The organism is Flavobacteriales bacterium (assembly GCA_021739695.1).
Classification (GTDB): Bacteria; Bacteroidota; Bacteroidia; order UBA10329; family UBA10329; genus UBA10329.
On the sequence record JAIPBM010000038.1, the window covers coordinates 1 to 21,055 of the forward strand.

The following is a 21,055-nucleotide window of genomic DNA, read 5'->3' on the forward strand; positions in this document are numbered from 1 at the left end:
ATCTCCTTCTGACACCACCAGACTCTCTATTCCCGTCATTGCGAGGAAGAATGACGAAGCAATCTCCTTCTGACATTGCTAGGATTCTCCGTGGGATTGCTTCATGCCTCGCAATGACGGATGCTTATGACGGATTCTCAATACGCGTCATTGCGAGGAAGAATGACGAAGCAATCTCCTTCTGACATTGACAGTATTCTCCGCAGGATTGCTTCGTACCTCGCAATGACGGATGCCTATGACGGATTCTCAATACGCGTCATTGCGAGGACGTAGGACGAAGCAATCTTCTTCTGACATTGCTAGGATTCTCCGTGGGATTGCTTCGTACCTCGCAATGACGGATGCTTCGGTTCCCGTCATTGCGAGGAAGAATGACGAAGCAATCCCCTTCTGACACCACCAGACTCTCTACGCGCGTCATTGCGAGGAAGTATGACGAAGCAATCCCCTTCTGACATTGCTAGGATTCTCCGTGGGATTGCTTCCTGCCTCGCAATGACGGATGCTTAGAACAGATCCTTACAAAGCACTAAAAAAGCACCTTACCGCGTGCTTGCAGCTACTTGCGTGGCGCCTGCATCAGCGAAAACAGCAGATCGCGCTCGCGTGTGGTGCTCTCCAATTCCTGTTTCAGGGCAAGGTGCTGTGCTTGCAGCTCCTCTATCTGCTGCTCTAGTTGGCGTGTTTCGGTGGTGCTGCGCAAACGTTCGGGCAGCAAGCGCAGGTAAAAGTCGAGCAGGTTATACTCCAAGGCCTCGCTCAGTGCCAGTAGCATTTCGATGCGCGGATTGCGCCCCTTTGTCCGGTCATTCAGATTGCTGCTTGTAACGCCCATGGCCTTGGCCACCCGTGCCGGGTTAGAATTCTGCGTGTTGGCAAAAACCTTCACCAGGTTCTTCAGGTCGGGTAGTTCGCTGGCCGCGTGTCGCTTCACGCTTTTGGGCAGGGCATAGGAGCTGGTATCTTCTTTCATGCGCTTGGGCTAGAGCTAAGGCCCCTTATGCCTGCAGGCCAAGGAGCGAAATACGTATTATGGGTACTAAAGTACGAATTATGATTATACGTTTACCTGTTATAAGTATCAGTGCACTCATAGTGAGTGGAAGATGGCTCGTAGTGAGTGTATCTGCACTCATTATAATTCATGGTATAGTAATAATGAGTAAACATTGACCTATAGTAAGTAATAATACACTCAATATGAGTATACAATTGCTTATCATGATCAAATAATCTCCACTGCGTGCCGATAAATAGCGCCACTGCCTGCCAGTATCGGGCACAGCGCAGGGCGAAGCGCCATACCACCAGATTCACACAGCACCCACATTGACGCTTTCAATAATCTATGTAAGTTTGACTCCATGCCATAGCGAGCAGGTCGGATGACGGTACGCTGGCAGAATGGGGAGGGTAGTAAACGTGTATTTGCGGGTTGGCTAAAAAAAAAAGTGGTGTAAACAAGATTTTTGAGTCAAAACAATCAAAAACGACTTTTATTTTGCGTGTAGTTGCAGGATAAAGACTTCCTTTGCGGGGATTTAATCAAAAACAAATAGAAATATGCTTCTGCAATTTTCAATTAAAAACTTTAGGACATTTAAGGACAAAGCGACTTTGAGCCTTTTTGCTTCTAACTATGACAAAGACACCAGAGAGCACGAGAATATCGCAATCAATGAAAACTTTGGATTGAGAGTTCTCAAAAGTGCAGTTATCTATGGTGCAAATGCGAGTGGTAAAAGCAAATTGCTTGACGCATTTGCATTTATGCGATATTTTGTAATCAATAGTTCAAAGGAAAGCCAAAAAGGTGAGACTATTGATGTTGAGTCTTTTAAATTAAGCACACAGACAGAAAACGAACCATCTGAATTTGAAATCATTTTCGTTCACAAGAATGTGCTTTATCGTTATGGCTTTGAAGCGACAACTGAAAGAATTGTATCTGAGTGGCTTTATCACAAACCAAAAACAAAAGAAGTTGAACTATTTTACAGAGAAGGAAGCACTTTCAATACTCACGAACGAAGTTTCACCAAAGGCAATACGGTTGTTAAGCAAGGACTTGTTCGAGATAATGCGTTATTAATTTCTGTAGCCGCTCAATTCAATGAAAAGACTGCAATCAATGTTTTAGATTGGTTTAAAAGACTAAAAACTTTATCAGGGTTAAACGAATCAGGTTACCAAGGCTTTACTATGGGGAAAACAGAAGATCCTGAACACAAAATCAAAATTCTAGAATTATTGAAAGCCGCTGATTTAGGAATTCAAGATATCGAATTACAAAAACTTGACATCAATAGTCTTCCGAAAGGGATGCCCAAAGAACTTAAAGATAAAATCATTAAAGAAGTTCGTGAGGAAAAGCAAGAGTATGTTTCTGATGTGTTGACCAAGCATAAAAAATATAATGAAGACTTAAAAGCGGTAGGAAACATTAGTTTTTCTTTGGACGATGATGAATCATCAGGGACAAGAAAATTCTTTGCTTTAACAGGGCCTATTCTTGATGTTATTGAGAATGGATACACATTGGTCGTTGATGAGTTAGACTCTAAACTTCATCCAAATCTGGTTTGTAAAATCGTCTCGCTTTTTAACTCTAAAGAGTTTAATAAGAAGAATGCACAGTTGATTTTCAATACTCACGACACAAACTTATTAAGTTCAGGACTCTTCAGAAGAGACCAAATTTGGTTCACAAACAAAAATAAATATGGAGAAGTAAAACTTTATTCCTTAGCTGACTTTAAATCAGATGAAGTAAGAAAAACAGAGCCTTTTGAAGATAACTATATCAATGGAAAATATGGTGCTGTTCCATTCCTTGGCTTTTTTGATAACCTAAAATTTTTATTGACAGAAAATGAAAATGAAGGATAAAAAGGCTGAACAAAAAGCAGCTAAGCAAAAGCACCTTGAACAGTTAAGGGCTCAACGAAGAAAAGAACCGAGTCTAGAAAGACCTGTTGCAGAGTTAACAGAAAAACCCTCTATTCTTATTGTTTGTGAAGGAGAAAATACCGAACCCTCTTATTTTAATCAATACAGAATTACTTCAGCAAAAGTCAAATCTGTTGGTGAAGGATATAATACCGTTTCGTTAGTGAATAGAGCCCTTGCTTTAGCTCAACTAGGAAACTACGACCAAGTTTGGTGTGTGTTTGATAAAGACGATTTTAACGATAATGATTTCAACTCTGCAATTCAAATAGCAGAAGCCAATAACTTAGGAGTAGCTTATTCAAATCAATCGTTTGAATATTGGCTGATATTACACTTTAATGACCATCAAGGTGGTGGAATGCATAGAGATAACTACAACGATAAAATCAACGAACACCTGAGACCGTTCAAAGTAATTTATGACGGCAACAGAACTAAATTGATAGAAGAAGATTTTTTTGAACAACTTGACGGATTTGACGAGAAAACAAACAGAAAAAGAGTTGAACTTGCAATAATTAGAGCAGAAAGAAATTACAACAATTTTGACCACACAAATCCCGCTAAAGAAGAATCATCAACGACTGTGTTCCGACTAGTAAGAGAACTTTTGAAATATGTGGAATGATAGAACGCGAGCCGGTAACAGGCGTTTGACAAAAAAGCTGCTTCAGTGCGTAAATCTTCCGTCCTAAAAGTTATCGGGAGTTGTCGGTCGTCAACTTCTTGTAGCCCCAAACCCTTATCACCCTAGCTAGCTATACTTATTGATGGAATGCGGGTCGTTATTGTCCTGCTCAATGGCGTCTTTCACCGCTTCTATGCGTTTGGCCACCAAGGCCAATTCGGGATGTCCGTTGGTCTTCAGCCATTCGAAAGCGGCTTGGTCGCCATCTCCCACCAAGGCCATCTTGGCCAAGGGGCTGAATCCGTTCTTTTCTAACCAGGCAATGGCCTTGGCATCGCCTTCGGCACCTGTTATGGTGGCCATCAACTGCGGAAATCCATTTTTCATCAGCCATGTGCGCGCCTCTTCATTATGGTAAAGCGCGAAGACAAAAAGGCCCAATTCCTTGTATTCGCTGGCAATCAGCCAATCGCGGAGCTTCTTGTTGCCTCCAATGGCTTCGGCCCAGGCCACCAATATTTTAGCTGGATACTTCAAACAATTAGTAATTAGGAATGATGAATTTGTAATGTTTAAATCTTTTAGCCACCGATTCACCGATTGACACGGATTTTCCACGGATAGGAATTGAAAATCTGTGTTTCATCTGCGAGAATCTGTGCATCTGTGGCAATTTCATGTTCCGATTAGGATAGCAATAATTGACGAACGCGTTCAACCTGAACTTCCAGGCTTGCTTTCAACTCACATTCCCAAATAACGAGCACCTTCCAGTTTTCTTGCGTCAAGGCTTCGTGTTTCTGTTGGTCGCGCTCCACGTTGCGTGCAAATTTCGCTTCCCAAAAGTCGCGATTGTTTTTGGGCATTGGCAGCGCGCATTTCGGACAACGGTGCCAAAAGCATCCGTTCAGGAAAATGGCCATTTTCTTCCCCGGAAAAGCAATGTCTGGTTTGCCAGGAGCCTTCTTCCAGTGCAGCCGATAGCCACGGATTCCTGCTTCCCAAAGGGCTTTTCTGAATTGGATTTCGGGTTTGGTGTTCTTGCCCTTGTTAGCGCGCATGTACTTGCTCACCGTTTCGTTGAGCGGTCTTGGCGAGCGCTCATCCCGACTGTATGGTTGTGGTGATCTGTTGGTCACGCTGCGAAATTATTGCAGGGAGATGTTAGCGTAAAAGAGATACACAGAGACTTGGTCCATTAGCGCATGCAGTCATTCTTTGTGCATCTCCATTTCTCCATTCTTCTCTCTCTGTGTAAGAATCAGGACTTCAAGGCAAATTCTCCAGCAGAAACCGTTTCATGTTATCGCCCATAATGCCACGGATCTCCTCTTCCGAAAAACCTTGCTTCAGCATTTCCTCTACCAGCAAATTGAAGCCCGTACAATCGAATTCGGTGGTTACTGAGCCATCATAATCGGAACCCAAGGCCACATATTGATAACCAACGAGGTCGCGCACGTACTTCATGGTGTTGACAATGGTTTCGGGCGATGTGCCGCCAATGGCTTCGGGAAAGAAAGCAATGCCGATCAATCCGTTGGTGGCAGCAATGCCTTTCAAATGCTTATCAGAAAGATTGCGTGGCGAATTGAGCGTGCCTTTTACTCCAGTATGCGAAGTGAGGATCGGCTTGGTGGTCATTGCCAACACATCATCAATAATGGATTCGGATGAATGCGCCACATCGATGATCATTCCAAGCTCGTTCATATGCTTTACAACCTGCTTCCCGAAATCGCTCAGACCTGCACCAGAAACACCATGCGCAGAGCCGCCCAGTTCGTTATCGAAGAAGTGTGTAGGTCCCATCATCCGAACGCCAGCTTCCCAAAGTCCATCCACATTTTCGAGTTTACCTTCGAGGCAATGGCCGCCTTCTACACCCAAATAGCCAGCGCTTAGCGAGCGGTCTGATTTCCGTGCATCAAGAAATGATCGGAGCTCATTCTTATCGTGCACCACAACGAATTTTCCTTCCGATTTCTTTGCGAAACCATGCAGCGATTCGCATTGATCGATAGCGCGTTCGTACAAACTGAACCAACTATCAATGCCTCGGCCTTCGGCAATCATCAGCGAAGTGATGTTGTCGGTCTCGCCTGTATTCTCCTGCATATTCTGCCCTTTGGGCGATTTGGTCACGATGGTAAATGCCTGCAAGGCCACATTTCCTTCTTGCATCCGCGGAATGTCCACTTGCCCGCGATCGTTGCGCTTCAGCAGATTCCTGTTCCACAGCAAAGCATCGCAATGAAGATCTCCCACAAAATCCAAGCTATTGAAGAGCGATTGCGCCTTTTCAGAAACAGTGTAAGGTTCTTTGGTTAGAACAGGGTTGAATTTGTCATCGATAATTGCCGGCACAAAAAGCGTGATCAACCAGTAGATGAGTGCCGTTCCGATAATGATGTACGAGAGTTTCTTCATAGCACGAAGGTAGGGTATTACCTAATTTTGTCACCGCACAATAAATGGCGGAGCAGCCGTTTGATCAGTAACTATTACGTCATCATGAACTTAAGATACATTCTACTCTTATCATCTCTCATCGTTTTATTGGCTGCCTGCAAAAAGGAAGACGATGGCGCAGATGTGGTCAATTCCTGGAAACTGATTGAAGTGCTGGCCGATCCAGGCGATGGAAGTGGCACCTTTGAGCCAGTAACCAGCAACAAAAGAATTGAATTCTACACAGACAGCACACTTACATGTACTGGAACGCTGTGCCAAATGAGTTCGGAGAGCGGCCCAATTACCTTCGCTACTTATTCTGAAACAAATCACACCATCACAGGCCAGAACTGCGGATTTTCCCCCTTTGTGATCTTGTATGAAATCAACGGTTCTGAGCTCATTCTCAGTTATCCGTGCATAGAGCCTTGCCGCGAAAAATACCAGCTCCAGTAGTCTTAGTCATCTGCTATTTATTGTTTGTGGAGAAGTAAGCATTAGGAATCTACCTTTGCGGCTTAAGCCATGCTATGGATTCGTTTGACGAAATAAACCTCAATAAACAACTGCGTATCGGAATCGATGAACTCGGTTTCGAACGGCCAACACCCATTCAGGAACAGGCATTTCCTGTTGTCATGTCGGGGAAGAATGTGGTTGGAATTGCCCAGACCGGAACGGGCAAGACCTTGGCCTACATGATGCCGATATTGCAGAATCTGAAGTTCTCCAAGCAGCTTAATCCACGGGTGTTGATATTGGTGCCAACACGAGAATTGGTACTGCAGGTAGTGGAACAGATAGAGATGTATGGTGCTTATATGAGCCTTAGAGTGATCGGTGTCTATGGAGGAACCAACATCAATACGCAAGCAACCACGTTGGAAGATGGCGCAGATATTCTGGTGGCAACGCCAGGCAGACTCTACGATCTTGCTTTGTCGCGGGCAGCCAATCTCAAAGCCATCAAGCAATTGGTGATTGATGAAGTGGACGTGATGCTCGATCTCGGATTTCGATTTCAGCTCGCTAACATTTTAGAATTGTTGCCGGAAAAAAGGCAGAATATCATGTTCTCTGCCACCATGACGGATGAGGTCTCTGAGTTGATAGATGAGTATTTCATAGCACCAGAGCGCATTTCCATTGCATTAAGTGGAACACCACTGGAGAACATTTCGCAGACCGCATATGCTGTTCCCAACTTCTACACAAAGGTCAATTTGCTTTCTTACCTCTTGCAGGATAAGACCGAGTTCAACAAAGTTTTGGTATTTGTGCCAAGTAAAAAGATAGCTGATCGTTTGTTTGATGCCATGGAACCAGAATTTGGCTCTCAAATGAGCGTCATTCATTCCAATAAGTCTCAGAATTACCGTATTCGTTCCATTGAACAGTTCAATGGCGGCAAGCAGCGCATTCTTATTGCTACGGATGTGATGGCACGTGGTCTCGATCTGGAGATGATTTCGCACGTCATCAATTTTGATGTTCCGAATTTCCCAGAGAACTACATGCACCGTATTGGTAGAACAGGTCGTGCGGAGCAGGAAGGTCAGTCGATTGTGTTTTTTACCGAAGCAGAACAGGAAGCAAAGGAGGCCATCGAACTGTTGATGGACATGGAAATACCCTTGGAGGATTTTCCAGATGAGGTGGAAGTTTCGGAGCAACTGATTCCAGACGAACGTTCAAATCCTAAAGACACAAAGAATCCACATAGGAATTTCGATAGAACGCTGGATGGTGGAGGAGCATATCACGAAAAGAAGGAGAAGAATAAAAAGACCAATCTTGGCGGTTCGTACCGCCCCATGATTGCCAAGAAGTACAAGAAACCGAAGACACGAGGCAGCAAAAGCATCAACAACAAAAAGAAGAAATGAGTGAAATCTCAGGCTTCTCTACGAACGTAGAATGCGTACTGAATAATTTACCTTCGATTTCTTGAAATTGGTAGCTTGCAACTAGAAACTTAATTCCTACATTTGCACTCCGAAATTTTTGAGTTAGAAAAATGGCTAAGAAAGGAGATAGAATTCAGGTGATACTGGAGTGCACAGAGCACAAAACCAGCGGACAGCCTGGAACTTCACGGTATATCACTACCAAGAACAGAAAAAATACGCCCGATCGTATTGAAATAAAAAAGTTCAACCCGATCTTGAAAAAGATGACGGTTCATAAAGAGATCAAATAATTTAAGACATGGCTAAGAAGACAGTAGCAACACTTAAGACCGGAACTGGAAAAGATTTTACCAAGGTTATCAAAATGGTTAAATCACCTAAATCTGGCGAGTATGCCTTTAAAGAAGAAGTCGTTCATAATGACCACGTTAAGGACTTTTTCGCACAAAAGGACTAATACGTAATCGCGTTATTCTTAAAGGCTTCTCTCTAAACCAAGGGGGAAGCCTTTTTTAATTACCGATTGTTTCAAGTTAAAAAATGGCTTGGTTTATAGCTGATGTCCATTCTTAATTCTTAATTTTTCATTTCAAATTCAAGGAAGTTGGCTCTATTCGGATTCTTCTCAAAGGATAAAAAGGAAAAGCTGGATCAGGGTTTAGAGAAAACCCGCGAAGGTGTTTTTTCCAAACTCACCAAGGCGGTCATTGGTAAATCTAAGATTGACGATGAGGTACTGGATAACCTTGAGGAAGTGCTCGTCACATCCGATGTGGGTGTAGATACCACACTTAAGATCATCAAGCGCATTGAGGCGCGCGTGGCTGCCGACAAATACATTGGCACCGATCAGCTCAATCGCATGCTTCGCGAAGAGATCGTAGATCTTCTGAAAGAGAACAATAGCGGAGATTCCGATGGTCTTCCGATACCAAGCGACATCAAACCATACGTTATTATGGTTGTGGGAGTGAATGGTGTAGGGAAAACCACCACCATTGGCAAACTGGCCTTTCAACTCAAATCTGCTGGTAAGAACGTTGTGTTGGGTGCTGCCGATACCTTCCGTGCCGCAGCTGTCAATCAGCTCATCATTTGGGGACAGCGCGTAGGGGTCCCTGTCATCAACCAAGGAATGAATGCCGACCCAGCCTCTGTAGCCTTCGATACGCTCGAATCGGCAGTGGCCAGAGGAGCAGATGTGGCCATTATTGACACAGCAGGTCGTCTACATAATAAGGTAAACCTTATGAATGAGCTGACCAAGATCCGAAGGGTAATGGACAAGATCGTTCCAGGGGCGCCACACGAAATATTGTTGGTATTGGATGCTTCTACAGGGCAGAACGCCATTGAGCAGGCCACGCAATTCGTAAAGGCGACTGAGGTGAATGCCTTGGCACTTACTAAATTGGACGGAACGGCAAAAGGCGGTGTGGTTATCGGTATCTCCGATCAGTTCAAGATTCCTGTCAAATACATTGGAGTAGGAGAGGGCATCGAAGACCTTCAGGTGTTCAATCGCACAGAGTTTGTAGATAGCCTTTTCAAGTAGAAGCGTCAGACATTACGTACGAAAGATATCCTCCGCCTGTGGCACCCTCCTTCGACTTCGCTCAGGACTGGCACTTTATAAGGGGGAAGGGCCGTATCTCGTTGAATTACCTTTTCTCATTCTTCGTTTTTCTCTAGCTCAAAGCTCACGGCTAACAGCTAATAGCTAAGCTCGCTATCTTCGCGCCAGCATGAAAGCAAGGACACTTAAAAAGAACAAGATCAACGTCATCACCTTGGGTTGTTCTAAGAACATTTATGATAGTGAGGTATTGATGGGTCAGCTACAGGCCAATAACCTGGAGGCTGAACACGAATCGATGAAGGATGATGCCAATATTGTGGTCATCAACACCTGTGGGTTCATCGACAATGCCAAGCAGGAAAGCATTGATACCATTTTGCGTTTTGCCAAGGCCAAAGAAGATGGACTGGTGGAGAAAGTGTTTGTAACGGGCTGCCTTTCTGAACGCTACAAGCCCGATCTGGAGAAAGAGATTCCGAATGTGGACGAATACTTCGGCACGCGCGACCTGCCCAGGTTGTTGAAAGTACTTGGTGCTGACTATAAGCACGAATTGGTTGGCGAACGTCTACTCACTACGCCATCGCACTATGCTTATTTCAAGATATCGGAAGGCTGCGACCGTCCGTGTTCCTTCTGCGCCATTCCGCTGATGCGCGGCAAGCATCTATCTACACCTATTGAAGAATTGGTTGAGTCGGCCAAGAAGCTGGCCGCCAAAGGCGTGAAGGAGTTGATGGTCATAGCACAGGATTCCACCTACTACGGCATCGATATTTATGGGGAAAGGCGTTTGGCCGAGCTGCTCACTGCGCTTTGCAAGGTAGAAGGCATTGAGTGGATACGCTTGCATTACGCGTTCCCGACCGGTTTTCCGGAAGACGTGTTGGACGTGATGGCGAAAGAGCCGAAGATCTGCCATTATCTGGATATGCCACTTCAGCATATTGCCGATAATGTGTTGAAATCGATGCGCAGAGGAACCTCTAAGGCCAAGACCGATAAGTTGCTGCATCTGATTAAAGAACGGGTGCCGGGCATAGCACTACGTACTACGCTCATTGTTGGTTATCCAGGAGAAACCCAAGAAGACTTCGATATTCTGGTGGATTGGGTGAAGGAAATGCGCTTCGAACGTTTAGGCGTCTTTACTTATTCGCACGAAGAGAATACGCACGCGTATCTCTTGGAAGACGATGTTCCCGATGAGGAAAAACAAAGACGTGCCGAATTGGTTATGGAAGTACAGCAGGAGATCTCGCTGGAAAAGAATCAAGAACTGATCGGAAAGACATTGAAAGTATTGATTGACCGAAAAGAAGGAGCCTATTACGTTGGTCGTACCGAATACGATTCAGTGGAAGTAGACAACGAAGTGCTGATTCCTTTGGAAGGAAGCTATCTTCGAATTGGTGATTTCGCCATGATCGAGATAACAGACGCTGAACATTTTGATCTATACGGTAAAGTAGTTTCCTAATGGAACGTTCCACCATTTCCTTGGAGCACACCAATCGGTTTAACCGCCTGATGTTGGATTATGTGAACGGGGACGATAATCTGAAGCAGTTCTACGGCTTTAAGCATGATGTAAATAATTACCGCATGCAGATGGATTCAAGAAAGCAGTTTCCTGTTGATAGGGAATTACTGGCCAATGCCTTACTCAAACAATATGAGTCCATTGGTGGCGCCCAAGCAGAGGTGTTGAGGAACATTGAATCGCTACGCGAGGAAAACACGTTTACGGTCACCACGGGCCATCAGCTCAATATTTTTACGGGGCCGCTCTATTTCGTTTACAAGATTTTGCACACCATTAAGTTGGCGGATGAACTTCGTAAAGCCTATCCAACGAACCACTTTGTTCCCATCTATTGGATGAACACGGAAGACCACGACATAGAAGAGGTTGGTCAGTTCAATCTTTTTGGGAAGAAATATGTGTGGGAAACCGAACAGACGGGCGCTACAGGAAGAATGAGGTCTGCGGAGTTGAATACCTTCTGCGATCAGCTGGAAGAGGTGTTCAGCAATAATCCTGAGACTCTTGCCTTGGTGGCGATGTTCCGGACAGCTTACAGCGATTTTGGAAATCTGGCCGCGGCCACGCGTTATTTTTCCAATCAGTTATTTGCGAAATACGGACTTGTTATCATTGATAGCGATGATGTAAGCTTAAAGCGTTCGTTTACTTCCTTTTTTAAGAAGGATATCTTCGATAATGAGGCTTTCCATCTGGTACGGAACACGAATCAGCGCTTGGAAACTGCCAGCTACCATGTGCAGGTAAATCCGCGCGAAATCAATGCCTTCTACCTGAAGGATGGCGTTCGCAATCGCATCCTTGCATCAGGAAATAAATTCAAGGTCTTTCAGACAGACATCAGATTCTCTAAAGAAGCCTTGCTTGCAGAGCTTGAGTCTCACCCCGAACGTTTTAGCCCGAATGTGGTGCTGAGACCTTTGTTCCAAGAGTTCATTCTGCCCAATTTGGCCTACGTTGGTGGCGCAGGAGAATTAGCATATTGGCTTCAATACAAAGATTATTTCAGTCAGATGGGTGTGAGTTTTCCTATCCTATCGCTGCGGAATCATTTCCTATTGATAGATGGCGCCACGGCAGACAGGATGGAAGAGTTGAAGCTTTTGCCCGAAGATATGTTCCATTCTATCGATGAGCTGATCAAACTTCACGTGCTTGAAGTTTCAGATGCGGATATTTCCTTGGATGAACAATCGCAGCTTCTTGTTCAGCTCTATGATGGACTGAAGGAAAAGGCCTCGCAGATAGATGAATCCTTAGTTGCAGCATTGGATGCGGAGCAAACGCGCATGCAACAATCACTCGATCAGTGGGGGAGTAGATTTACCCGATCGCTGAAGAAGAACTTTGAAGTAACTGTAAATCGCATTCGAAAGCTGGATAAGAAGCTTTTTCCGAATGGCTATTTGCAAGAGCGCCACGATAATCTCTTTGAATTCTATTCCAAGTATGGGCCAGAACTCATTGATGAGCTCTACGAAGTTTCAGTTCCTTTCTCAACAGAATTCCATATAGTGGAAATGAAATAGTATCCGATCAAGGATGCTATTCAGGTTCGTCAGAAGACGAAGTATTAGAAGACCTTCGGAGTAGTGCCCGGTCCGTGCCAGTTGTAGCAGTTTCGTGCACGCTTTTTAGCAATGGCCGACTTCTTATTGAAACTCGCTCTCGTCAACTCAAGAATCAGTGCAATTTCGTGGCTGCCAGATGTTGATCCTGCCAATTTAGACAAGGTAAGGTCGTAACTGTAGCCTATCTGATACATGAATGTTTTCAGTCGGTTGGTGCCGCGCATGCCAATGTTGAACATCAATGCATCCGTATCGTTCGACTCGAACTTGAATTCGTTTCTGTACCAAAGTCCGATCATTACCGGAGCGCGCATTGCATACATACCCACGTTAAGGGTAGAAAGAGTGCGCTGGTGTTCGTACATGATATTCGGAGACAGGTAGAATGGGTTACGACTTCTTACTTTAGACAAGGACACCATCATGGTGTAATGGGCCAAGAATCTGATAGGGAGCTTTTCCGTTCTTCCTGTTAGCGATTCGTTTGGTTGGGTGATGTGGTGAGCAGCAAAACCTATCGTATTGGAAATGGTTTTACGAGATCGCATTCTTCCACCACCAGGAGTAAGGTTAAATCGCGCCAACATTCCCGCATTGAAATCAGGCATTACGATTTTCAACTTATCTGGTTGCTGTACACTTGAAGGATTGATGTTGCCATAGATCGGATGTAACTGATCGGAGAAAACAAAGGCATTCCAATCTTTTATCTCCTTACTCATATAGGCTGCATCCACCCCAAAATGAATATCGAATGACCGAGGAATAACGATAAGACGATAGGAGTACATAAGGCTGTAGCGTTGCGTTTGCAATCTTCCTTCACCTTCATTACCAACGGCTGCTAAAAATCCGATGCCACCAAAAATGTTCGGGTCACCAATGTCAACTCCAGCCGAGTAGGTAGAGAAATCGCCCGGAACTGCCGTCCACAGATTACGGTAGTTCATGTTGAATCGGAGCCCCATGTCGGCTCCAGCGTAGGCAGGATTGATATACGTACGATTCGCATAAAACTGGGTGAATGTTGGATCTTGTGCATGTGCACTCGTCCATCCCATCACTCCGATAAATACAGAAAGCAGCAGTTTTCGCATATCCCAACTCGGTCCTTGTGGTAGGTTTATACTACCATTTTTTCATTTCGTTACAGAAAATCAAAGAAAGCCCAAAGGAATCAAAGTATTAACATTCGAATCTGAACATTTTTTTCAGATCGAGTAGTTCTATCCGTTCGGCAGAAGTACTTTCGATTCGTGATTAAACGAGCACTTATTCTACTCTCTTTCCCTGCATTTTTATGGGGATGTCAGCAAACCGTTGATACTGAACGCCCAACAGTGGCCATCAATTCGCCACTTGAGGGTGCCATCATCTACACGGAAGATAGTATTCAACTAGCTGCAACCCTTATTGATAATTCGGGCCTTTTGCAATATAAGTTGGTACTTGTAGGTATCGATTCGCTGAATGATATCGGAGCAGATTCCACGTATTCGGTCATTCTTGTAGAAGCGGTGCCAAAGGAATCGCGCTTGTACGATCTGAGTATGAACATACCGTTGCCTACCACCACATTCAACGGTGGATATAGGCTTACGCTTACATGCGTGGATGTTGAAGGGAATGAAGCGCTTCGAGATACGGTGTCTTTTGTGATCAGGAATAGCAATGATTTCATTCCGCCTGTCATCAATGCTGGCGGGCCAACTTCTGATACGCTCGGGTTCGGTCAAGGCTTCAGTCCAAATGGAACCATTACAGACGAAACGTCATTGACCTACGCTACCATATATATTGGTAGGAAAAACCCAACCAAAACAGCTGATACCTTGTATTGGTTTAAATTCCCTTTTATCCAGAACAATGAGGTTTCGTTTAATTCTGGGCAATCTTTCTGGCAAGTCGATTCCACATGGGCACAAGGAGCTTACCGGGTTTCGTATACCGCTTGGGACAATTATTCAGGCGTTTCGTCTGACATTCCATTTTATGTGAAGTATTAAGGTCAAATGATCGAGGAAAAGAAAAGAACATTCGTATTCGATTTCGATAGTACGCTGACCCAGGTCGAAGCGTTTGAAGAGTTAGCAGAGGTTTCGCTGAAAGGCGACCCGAAAAAGAAGGAGAAGATCGCGCAGATTGCTAAGATCACCGATCAAGGAGTTGATGGCGATATCACGTTTACGCAATCGCTTGAGATGCGCTTGAAGATATTGAACGCGCACAAAGATCACCTCGATGCGTTGGTTAAACGACTGAGTAGGAAAATATCACCGTCCATTGCGCGGAACAAAGACTTTTTTAAAAAGTTTGCGTCAGATATTTACATCGTTTCCTGCGGATTCAAAGAATTCATCGATCCGATCATGGCCAAGTATGATGTGCCATCGGAGCGGATTTTTGCGAACACATTCAAGTATGATGAAAACGGTTATATCGTAGGATTTGACCGTGAAAATGATCTTTCGAAACCCGATGGAAAGATCGATCAGTTGAGGAAGATGCAGCTTCCGGGCGAAATTCACATGATCGGTGATGGCTTTTCGGATTACCAGACCCGCGCAGCAGGAATTGCCGATAAGTTCTACGCTTTTACGGAAAACGTTTCGCGCAAGAACATCTTGGATAAGGCCGATCACATTGCTCCAAGTTTGGACGAATACCTCTATAACGAAAACCTCCCTATGGCTATCTCATATCCGAAAAACCGAATCAAAGTATTGTTGTTGGAAGGTATTCATGAAGATGCAGTAGAGCAACTGAAAACCGAAGGTTATCAAGTTGAATTGTTGTCTGGAAGTCTTTCGGAAGATGAGTTGTGTGAGGCAGTGAAAGGCAAGCATTTGTTGGGTATTCGGTCTAAAACGCAAGTAACCAAACGCGTAGTAGAATCGGCAGACCGATTATTGGCCATCGGTGCTTTCTGCATCGGCACCAACCAAATAGACCTAGAAGCCTGCGTGAAGAAAGGCATTAGTGTGTTCAATGCACCTTTCAGCAATACGAGAAGTGTGGTTGAAATGGTGATTGGCGAAATGATCATGTTGATGCGCGGCACGCATCAGAAAAGCATGGCCATGCATCGTGGCGATTGGGATAAATCGGCCAAGGGAAGTTTTGAGATCCGTGGGAAGAAACTCGGAATTGTTGGGTATGGAAACATTGGTTCGCAACTTAGTGTGTTGGCCGAAGCGTTAGGAATGCACGTGCTCTATTACGATATTGGAGATAAAATGGCACTGGGTAATGCTCAGAAAATGAATTCGCTTCGCGATCTGTTGAAGAAAGCAGATGTGGTGTCTTTGCATGTAGACGGCAATCCGAACAACGAAGGAATGATCGGAAAGAAAGAGTTGGGTTGGATGAAAGATGGGGCCGTTTTTCTCAACTTGGCCAGAGGTAAAGTAGTTGATCTGGATGCCTTGAAAGTAGCTTTACAATCGGGTAAACTGCGCGGAGCTGCCATTGATGTTTTCCCATACGAACCAAAATCAAACGATGAAAAATTTCAGTGTCAATTCACTGGAATGGATAATGTGATTCTTTCTCCGCATGTTGGCGGAAGTACCATCGAAGCACAGAAGAACATTGCTGCTTACGTGCCTGAGGCACTCGTCAATTACATCAATACAGGAGATAGTTTCGCGAGTGTCAATTTACCAGGAGTACGCGTGCCAGAGATCAAAGGAGCACACCGACTGCTGCATATTCATCAGAATATTCCGGGCATCATGGCGCGTATCAATAACATATTCTCACGTTTCAATATCAATGTGGTCGGTCAATACCTCAAAACCAATCAAGATGTTGGTTATCTGGTCACGGATATCGATAAGGAATACAATGCAGATGTGGTGGAAGAACTGAAAAGAATCGACCACACCATCAAGTTGCGAGTGCTCTATTGATCGATTGCGTTTAAATCAAGAAATCAGTCTCTGATTCTGAATAAAGATAAATAGGGAAGCTCTTTCGATTAATTCTGCGGCTTATTGTTGATGACCAAGGCGGCAATAACTCCTGGAACCCAACCCAAACAAGTGAGGATAAAAGTGATCAGAATAGACCCACAACCTTTATCATATACAGCAAGTGGAGGGAAGATGATGCAAAGGATGACGCGGCCTAAAGACATGTTCTAGGCTTCCAATTCTCGTTTAAGTGCAGCCATTTTGATAGCTGTAATGGCGGCTTCATCTCCTTTATTACCATGAACGCCTCCAGCCCTGTCTAATGCTTGTTGCATCGTGTTTGGCGTAAGTACTCCAAATATTACAGGAACGTTGTATTTGATATTGAGATTGGTAATGCCATGTCCAACAGCATCACAGATAAAATCGAAGTGCTTGGTTTCTCCTTGAATCACAACACCGATGCAAACAACGGCATCAAACTCTTTTCGCTCAGCCATAAGCTGTGCTCCAAGTGTCAACTCAAAACTACCTGGTACGTTTCGCCTTACGATGTCGCCTTCAGCAGCACCGAATTTTAGGAATGTCTGCTTCGCACCTTCGTAAAGCGCTTCGGTTATCTCGGTATTCCATTCGCTTACAACAACGGCAAAACGCATTCCTTCGGCAGAAGGAACGGTAGCTGCATCATAAGATGAAAGGTTTTTGAGAGCCGAGGCCAAATCAGTTCAGATTTGCTTCTGCGCGGGCAATGTATTTCTCAGCATTTCTACCCTCGTTAGAAGTTGGATATTTCTCTTTCACTTGAGTGTAGTAATCAATTGCCTTGTCAAATTTCCCTGCTTTCTCAGCAGCAAATCCAGCCTTTTGCAAATAAACAGGAGAAGTGAAATCATTTTCACTTGCATCGGCAGCCTTCTCGTAGTAGCTCAATGCTTCATCCGTGTTGTTCAGTTCCATATAGGCATCTCCAGTAGCACCTAAAGCCACAGAGCTTAGCATTTCGCCAGCACCATCAAAACTCTTCAGTTCTTCAATGGCAGATTCGTAAGAACCGCTTCTTAGGTAGCAAACACCAGCATAGTAGTGTGCCAAGTTTCCAGCAGATGTGTTGCTGTATTCATCAGCTACATCCAAGAAACCTAGGTAGTTTCCATCTCCGTTAAGCGCAAGGTCAAAACTGTCCTTTTGGAAATACTGCTCAGCCATGAACATTTGTCCATTTGCTTCTTCTTCCAGAGGTCCTAAATAAACACGGTTGTAGGCATAAAAAGCCACCACGATGGCAATCAAACCACCAACAACGCCAATGATCACATTTTGATTTTCGTTGATAAAGTCTTCGGTTTTGGAATAAACCTGTTCAACGTCAACGATAAGCTCGTCCTTTTCAGCTTCAATTTTCTTCTTAGCCATCTACTAATTTTTCGAAGCGCAAAAATAGGATTATTTCAATTTGGAAACGATGTGATTTCTAGAGTGCCAAAACCGTGTTTATTCCTGTAAGAATAGCGGTTTGGTTACCTTTGTTCGCATAGACCTGCAATGCACCTAAAACAACTCTCACTCGTCAATTTCAAGAACATATCCGGTGCAGATATGGAATTGGGGAAGAAGTTCAACTGCTTTGTGGGCAACAATGGTTCTGGTAAAACCACGGTGCTTGATGCGGTTCATTACCTGAGCATGTGCAAGAGTTTTCTCAACTCCGTTGATAGTCAGAACATTCAGCGCGATCAGCCTTTTATGGTTGTAAGCGGAACATTTGAACGAAACGCGGAAGAAGAAAAGGTCTATTGCGCGTTGAAGCGTGACGGCAAGAAGCAGTTCAAACGGAATAAGAAGGAATACGGACGATTGATTGACCATGTTGGTCTGTTTCCTTCGGTGATCATTGCTCCTACGGATTCAGATATCATTAATGGAGGTAGTGAACTAAGGCGGAAGTTTCTTGATAGCGTTATTTCTCAGCTTGATAGGGAATACCTCGAAAACCTTGTTCAATACAATAAGGCGCTCCTACAGCGTAATGCACTCCTTAAATACTTTCGGGAAAATCGGACCTTTCAGTCCGAGTCATTAGAGATTTGGGATGCGCAACTCTCGCAGCGCGGCCAACTGATCTATGAAAGACGAAAGGCTTTCTTGAGCGATTTCATTCAAGCCTTCAGTGCCTTTTATAAGACCATTTCCGGTTCTGTAGAAGAAGTAGGCTTGATCTATGAAAGTCAGTTGAACGAAGGTCTGATGCTGGATCAGCTTAGGTCGAATGTTGCTCAAGATAGGGCAGCAACTTATACCACCATTGGCATTCATAAGGATGATCTCGGGCTAATGATCAACGATTTCCCGGTGAAGAAATTCGGGTCGCAAGGACAGCAGAAATCCGCACTGGTTGCACTTAAGTTAGCACAGTTCAAAGTGATGCATGAAAAGTCAGGAATCACACCCCTGCTTTTACTCGATGATATCTTCGATAAATTGGATGACGATAGGGTAGGGCAGTTGCTGAAATTGGTCAGTGGAAAAGCCTTCGGACAGATCTTCATCACCGACACACATCCAGCGCGTGTGGCCGAACTTTTAAAGGATGAAAAAGACGTCCGAGTGTTTCCGATTTCGCAAGGTGAATTTCGGGAAATAACCCCTGGTATTTAACGATCGTAACCGTTTTACGGCTGTAATTTCCGTTGTTTTCATTGCTAGTTTACTTTTGTAATCACATTAATTGTATAGTATTGGTAATCAATCATTTGAATCACTCCACTTCTCTTGATAATTTCATTTTTACAATTGTAATTTGACGTGATTATCTAACTATTTAGCGTGATATCTGTGAATTCGATTTACATTTGTAATTGAATGGATGATATAACGGAAAGGGTCAAGAAAGTGATGGAGGACAATGGTCTTTCTTCGTCCCAAATGGCGGACCGGATTGGGGTGCAACGGAGCGCCATAAGTCACATTCTTTCGGGTAGAAATAAGCCCAGTTTAGATTTCGTTTTGAAAGTTCTTGATGCCTTTAAAGAGCTGTCTTCCGACTGGCTTTTGAAGGGGGTAAATGAAGGAGTGAAGTCGCCAATTTTAAACCCTGAAAATCGGTCCAATTTGGATGTTAAAACGGCACCGAAAAAGACCATTGAAAAGGTCTTGATTCTATACTCTGACAAGACGGTTGAGGAGTATCATTCCCACTGATTTTATTGCGAAGGAAATGAGGTGATCTCTTTGAGTAGATTGCTTTGTCCTCCTTCCTTGCAATGACGTGTTACTTTTGTCTAATGACAAAAAAGGAGCGTTTCGAAAAGGTGATTGCCTACTTTCAAGAAAACATGCCAGTTGCAGAAACGGAACTGCACTACCACGACCCGTATCAGTTGCTAGTGGCGGTCATTCTATCTGCGCAGTGTACTGACAAGCGCGTGAATATGGTGACGCCAGCGTTGTTTGAGCGGTTTCCAGAAGCCGATTCGCTTGCGGCTGCTTCGTCAGATGAGGTGTTTCAGTACATACGGAGCATCAGTTACCCTAACAATAAGGCAAAGCACTTGGTTGGAATGGCCAAAATGCTGGTGGAGGATTTCAAGAATACGGTTCCTTCAGAAATAAACGAACTGCAGAAAATGCCTGGAGTTGGAAGGAAGACCGCCAACGTGATCGCCTCTGTGGTGTACGACAAGCCTGCAATGGCTGTGGATACGCATGTATTTCGTGTATCCAACCGTTTGGGGCTTACGAATAATTCAAAGACGCCTTTGGCCACGGAACAAGAGCTTGTAAAGCATATTCCCACCGAATTGATAGCAACGGCTCACCATTGGTTAATTCTACACGGCAGATATACGTGCTTGGCCCGTACTCCAAAGTGTTCGGAGTGCGGTTTGACAGCTTGGTGCAAGTACTACCAGAAGAACTTAGCGAAGTAACTTCTGCTACTTTACTTCTTACGCGGATGCGGTTTCCCGTTTTCCATAAAGTACTTGAATTCCTGATGGAGCTTGCCCATTTCTTTGGTCATGTTTTTTTTGAGAAGACCGTTTAAAAGCCAACCGAAACCCGCGGCCACTTGTAAGCGCAAATGCATGTGCAACGTGGCTTTGCCTGCCATTTCGAAAATCTTCCATTCGTTTTTAGCGCTCGATACAACAAACGGCATTCCGATTACTTCGTATGTAAAAGCACGTTCGGCATTGCTAAAATGAATCAGCTTCTCGGAAAAGGAAAGACCAGATGCTTTTATTTTTCTGGAAGCAATAGGTGAGTCTTCGAACGGACCTCCTTCCGCATCAGAGCTTGTCATGCCCGATTTCCATTGGTAAATGTTGGCATATCCACCACCAAAAACCTGCCAGCATTCCTCAGCCGATTTTTCAATCTCTGTATTCAGTTTTATTTCAATCATTTTTTTAGTGATTAGTGACCAGTGACTAGCGATTAGTGAAGAGTGACGGATGCTTCGTGAGATTGCTTCGTTCCTCGCAATGACGGATGCTTC

At 44.3% G+C, this 21,055-nt stretch carries 24 protein-coding genes; 15 read left to right on the forward strand and 9 right to left on the reverse strand.

The window, feature by feature from the left end; all coding sequences use genetic code 11:
- Positions 1-185 (forward strand): hypothetical protein (locus tag K9J17_17095; GenBank protein ID MCF8278447.1); only part of this gene is annotated, 185 nt, incomplete at its 5' end.
- A gap of 377 nt (positions 186-562) precedes the next feature.
- Here the strand turns inward: K9J17_17095 and K9J17_17100 are convergent.
- Entirely contained in the window at positions 563-976 is a 414-nt protein-coding gene (locus K9J17_17100; GenBank protein MCF8278448.1) for a hypothetical protein, read from the reverse strand.
- 590 nt (positions 977-1,566) lie between these two features.
- On the opposite strand from K9J17_17100, the gene K9J17_17105 reads away from it, so the two are divergent.
- Together K9J17_17105 and K9J17_17110 are read left to right on the forward strand one after the other, a co-directional pair.
- The gene (locus K9J17_17105) at positions 1,567-2,892 is read left to right on the forward strand and encodes an ATP-binding protein (GenBank protein ID MCF8278449.1); all 1,326 of its coding nucleotides are present in this window, start codon (positions 1,567-1,569) and stop codon (positions 2,890-2,892) included.
- The gene (locus K9J17_17110; GenBank protein ID MCF8278450.1) at positions 2,882-3,583 is read left to right on the forward strand and encodes an RloB family protein; all 702 of its coding nucleotides are present in this window, start codon (positions 2,882-2,884) and stop codon (positions 3,581-3,583) included. Before K9J17_17105 ends, K9J17_17110 begins: the two co-directional genes overlap by 11 nt.
- 126 nt (positions 3,584-3,709) lie before the next feature.
- On the opposite strand, the gene K9J17_17115 is transcribed toward K9J17_17110, so the two are convergent.
- The 3 genes from K9J17_17115 to K9J17_17125 all read right to left on the reverse strand — a co-directional run bounded on the left by K9J17_17115 (position 3,710) and on the right by K9J17_17125 (position 6,013).
- Positions 3,710-4,120, reverse strand: coding sequence for a hypothetical protein (locus K9J17_17115; GenBank protein MCF8278451.1), 411 nt, complete (start codon positions 4,118-4,120; stop codon positions 3,710-3,712).
- A 149-nt stretch (positions 4,121-4,269) separates the two neighbouring features.
- On the reverse strand, positions 4,270-4,644 hold the full coding sequence (locus K9J17_17120) for a very short patch repair endonuclease (GenBank protein ID MCF8278452.1): 375 nt from the start codon (positions 4,642-4,644) through the stop codon (positions 4,270-4,272).
- Positions 4,645-4,852: 208 nt separating this feature from the next.
- Positions 4,853-6,013 carry a dipeptidase gene (locus K9J17_17125; GenBank protein MCF8278453.1) on the reverse strand — a complete coding sequence of 387 codons (1,161 nt, stop codon included), beginning with the start codon at positions 6,011-6,013 and terminating at the stop codon, positions 4,853-4,855.
- An 84-nt stretch (positions 6,014-6,097) separates the two neighbouring features.
- Here K9J17_17125 and K9J17_17130 point away from each other — a divergent pair, with 84 nt between their 5' ends.
- From K9J17_17130 to bshC, 7 genes are all read left to right on the forward strand, one after another.
- Entirely contained in the window at positions 6,098-6,493 is a 396-nt protein-coding gene (locus K9J17_17130; protein ID MCF8278454.1) for a hypothetical protein, read from the forward strand.
- A gap of 74 nt (positions 6,494-6,567) precedes the next feature.
- Complete coding sequence (locus K9J17_17135; GenBank protein ID MCF8278455.1) at positions 6,568-7,923, forward strand: DEAD/DEAH box helicase; 1,356 nt, start codon at positions 6,568-6,570, stop codon at positions 7,921-7,923.
- Positions 7,924-8,054: 131 nt separating this feature from the next.
- Positions 8,055-8,237: a 50S ribosomal protein L33 gene (gene rpmG, locus K9J17_17140; GenBank protein ID MCF8278456.1), complete on the forward strand. Its 183-nt coding sequence runs from the start codon at positions 8,055-8,057 to the stop codon at positions 8,235-8,237.
- A gap of 8 nt (positions 8,238-8,245) precedes the next feature.
- Positions 8,246-8,404, forward strand: coding sequence for a DUF4295 domain-containing protein (locus K9J17_17145; GenBank protein ID MCF8278457.1), 159 nt, complete (start codon positions 8,246-8,248; stop codon positions 8,402-8,404).
- A gap of 147 nt (positions 8,405-8,551) precedes the next feature.
- The gene (gene ftsY, locus K9J17_17150) at positions 8,552-9,502 is read left to right on the forward strand and encodes a signal recognition particle-docking protein FtsY (GenBank protein MCF8278458.1); all 951 of its coding nucleotides are present in this window, start codon (positions 8,552-8,554) and stop codon (positions 9,500-9,502) included.
- 190 nt (positions 9,503-9,692) lie between these two features.
- Positions 9,693-11,006 (forward strand): 30S ribosomal protein S12 methylthiotransferase RimO, encoded by a 1,314-nt coding sequence (gene rimO, locus K9J17_17155; protein MCF8278459.1) that lies wholly within the window; start codon positions 9,693-9,695, stop codon positions 11,004-11,006.
- A complete protein-coding gene (gene bshC / locus K9J17_17160) occupies positions 11,006-12,601 on the forward strand; it encodes a bacillithiol biosynthesis cysteine-adding enzyme BshC (protein MCF8278460.1) in 1,596 nt (531 codons plus the stop codon). The genes rimO and bshC overlap by 1 nt, the downstream gene beginning before the upstream one ends.
- A 44-nt stretch (positions 12,602-12,645) precedes the next feature.
- On the opposite strand, the gene K9J17_17165 is transcribed toward bshC, so the two are convergent.
- On the reverse strand, positions 12,646-13,740 hold the full coding sequence (locus K9J17_17165; protein MCF8278461.1) for a PorP/SprF family type IX secretion system membrane protein: 1,095 nt from the start codon (positions 13,738-13,740) through the stop codon (positions 12,646-12,648).
- Positions 13,741-13,899: 159 nt separating this feature from the next.
- Here K9J17_17165 and K9J17_17170 point away from each other — a divergent pair, with 159 nt between their 5' ends.
- Both K9J17_17170 and serA read left to right on the forward strand, forming a co-directional pair.
- The gene (locus tag K9J17_17170; protein ID MCF8278462.1) at positions 13,900-14,649 is read left to right on the forward strand and encodes a DUF4625 domain-containing protein; all 750 of its coding nucleotides are present in this window, start codon (positions 13,900-13,902) and stop codon (positions 14,647-14,649) included.
- Between the two features lie 9 nt (positions 14,650-14,658).
- Positions 14,659-16,554 (forward strand): phosphoglycerate dehydrogenase, encoded by a 1,896-nt coding sequence (gene serA, locus K9J17_17175; GenBank protein MCF8278463.1) that lies wholly within the window; start codon positions 14,659-14,661, stop codon positions 16,552-16,554.
- Positions 16,555-16,622: 68 nt separating this feature from the next.
- Here serA and K9J17_17180 read toward each other — a convergent pair whose 3' ends face one another.
- The 3 genes from K9J17_17180 to K9J17_17190 are packed head-to-tail and all read right to left on the reverse strand — an operon-like array spanning position 16,623 to position 17,973.
- On the reverse strand, positions 16,623-16,781 hold the full coding sequence (locus K9J17_17180; protein ID MCF8278464.1) for a YqaE/Pmp3 family membrane protein: 159 nt from the start codon (positions 16,779-16,781) through the stop codon (positions 16,623-16,625).
- 3 nt (positions 16,782-16,784) lie between these two features.
- Positions 16,785-17,279: a 6,7-dimethyl-8-ribityllumazine synthase gene (gene ribH / locus K9J17_17185; protein MCF8278465.1), complete on the reverse strand. Its 495-nt coding sequence runs from the start codon at positions 17,277-17,279 to the stop codon at positions 16,785-16,787.
- A 1-nt stretch (position 17,280) separates the two neighbouring features.
- A complete protein-coding gene (locus K9J17_17190) occupies positions 17,281-17,973 on the reverse strand; it encodes a soluble NSF attachment family protein (GenBank protein ID MCF8278466.1) in 693 nt (230 codons plus the stop codon).
- A 129-nt stretch (positions 17,974-18,102) separates the two neighbouring features.
- On the opposite strand from K9J17_17190, the gene recF reads away from it, so the two are divergent.
- The 3 genes from recF to nth all read left to right on the forward strand — a co-directional run bounded on the left by recF (position 18,103) and on the right by nth (position 20,486).
- Positions 18,103-19,215 (forward strand): DNA replication and repair protein RecF, encoded by a 1,113-nt coding sequence (gene recF, locus K9J17_17195; GenBank protein MCF8278467.1) that lies wholly within the window; start codon positions 18,103-18,105, stop codon positions 19,213-19,215.
- Between the two features lie 204 nt (positions 19,216-19,419).
- Positions 19,420-19,758, forward strand: a complete 339-nt coding sequence (locus tag K9J17_17200) for a helix-turn-helix domain-containing protein (protein ID MCF8278468.1) — start codon at positions 19,420-19,422, stop codon at positions 19,756-19,758.
- 83 nt (positions 19,759-19,841) lie between these two features.
- On the forward strand, positions 19,842-20,486 hold the full coding sequence (gene nth / locus K9J17_17205; protein MCF8278469.1) for an endonuclease III: 645 nt from the start codon (positions 19,842-19,844) through the stop codon (positions 20,484-20,486).
- Positions 20,487-20,497: 11 nt separating this feature from the next.
- Here nth and K9J17_17210 read toward each other — a convergent pair whose 3' ends face one another.
- Positions 20,498-20,962 (reverse strand): SRPBCC family protein, encoded by a 465-nt coding sequence (locus tag K9J17_17210; protein MCF8278470.1) that lies wholly within the window; start codon positions 20,960-20,962, stop codon positions 20,498-20,500.
- Positions 20,963-21,055 lie beyond the last annotated feature (93 nt).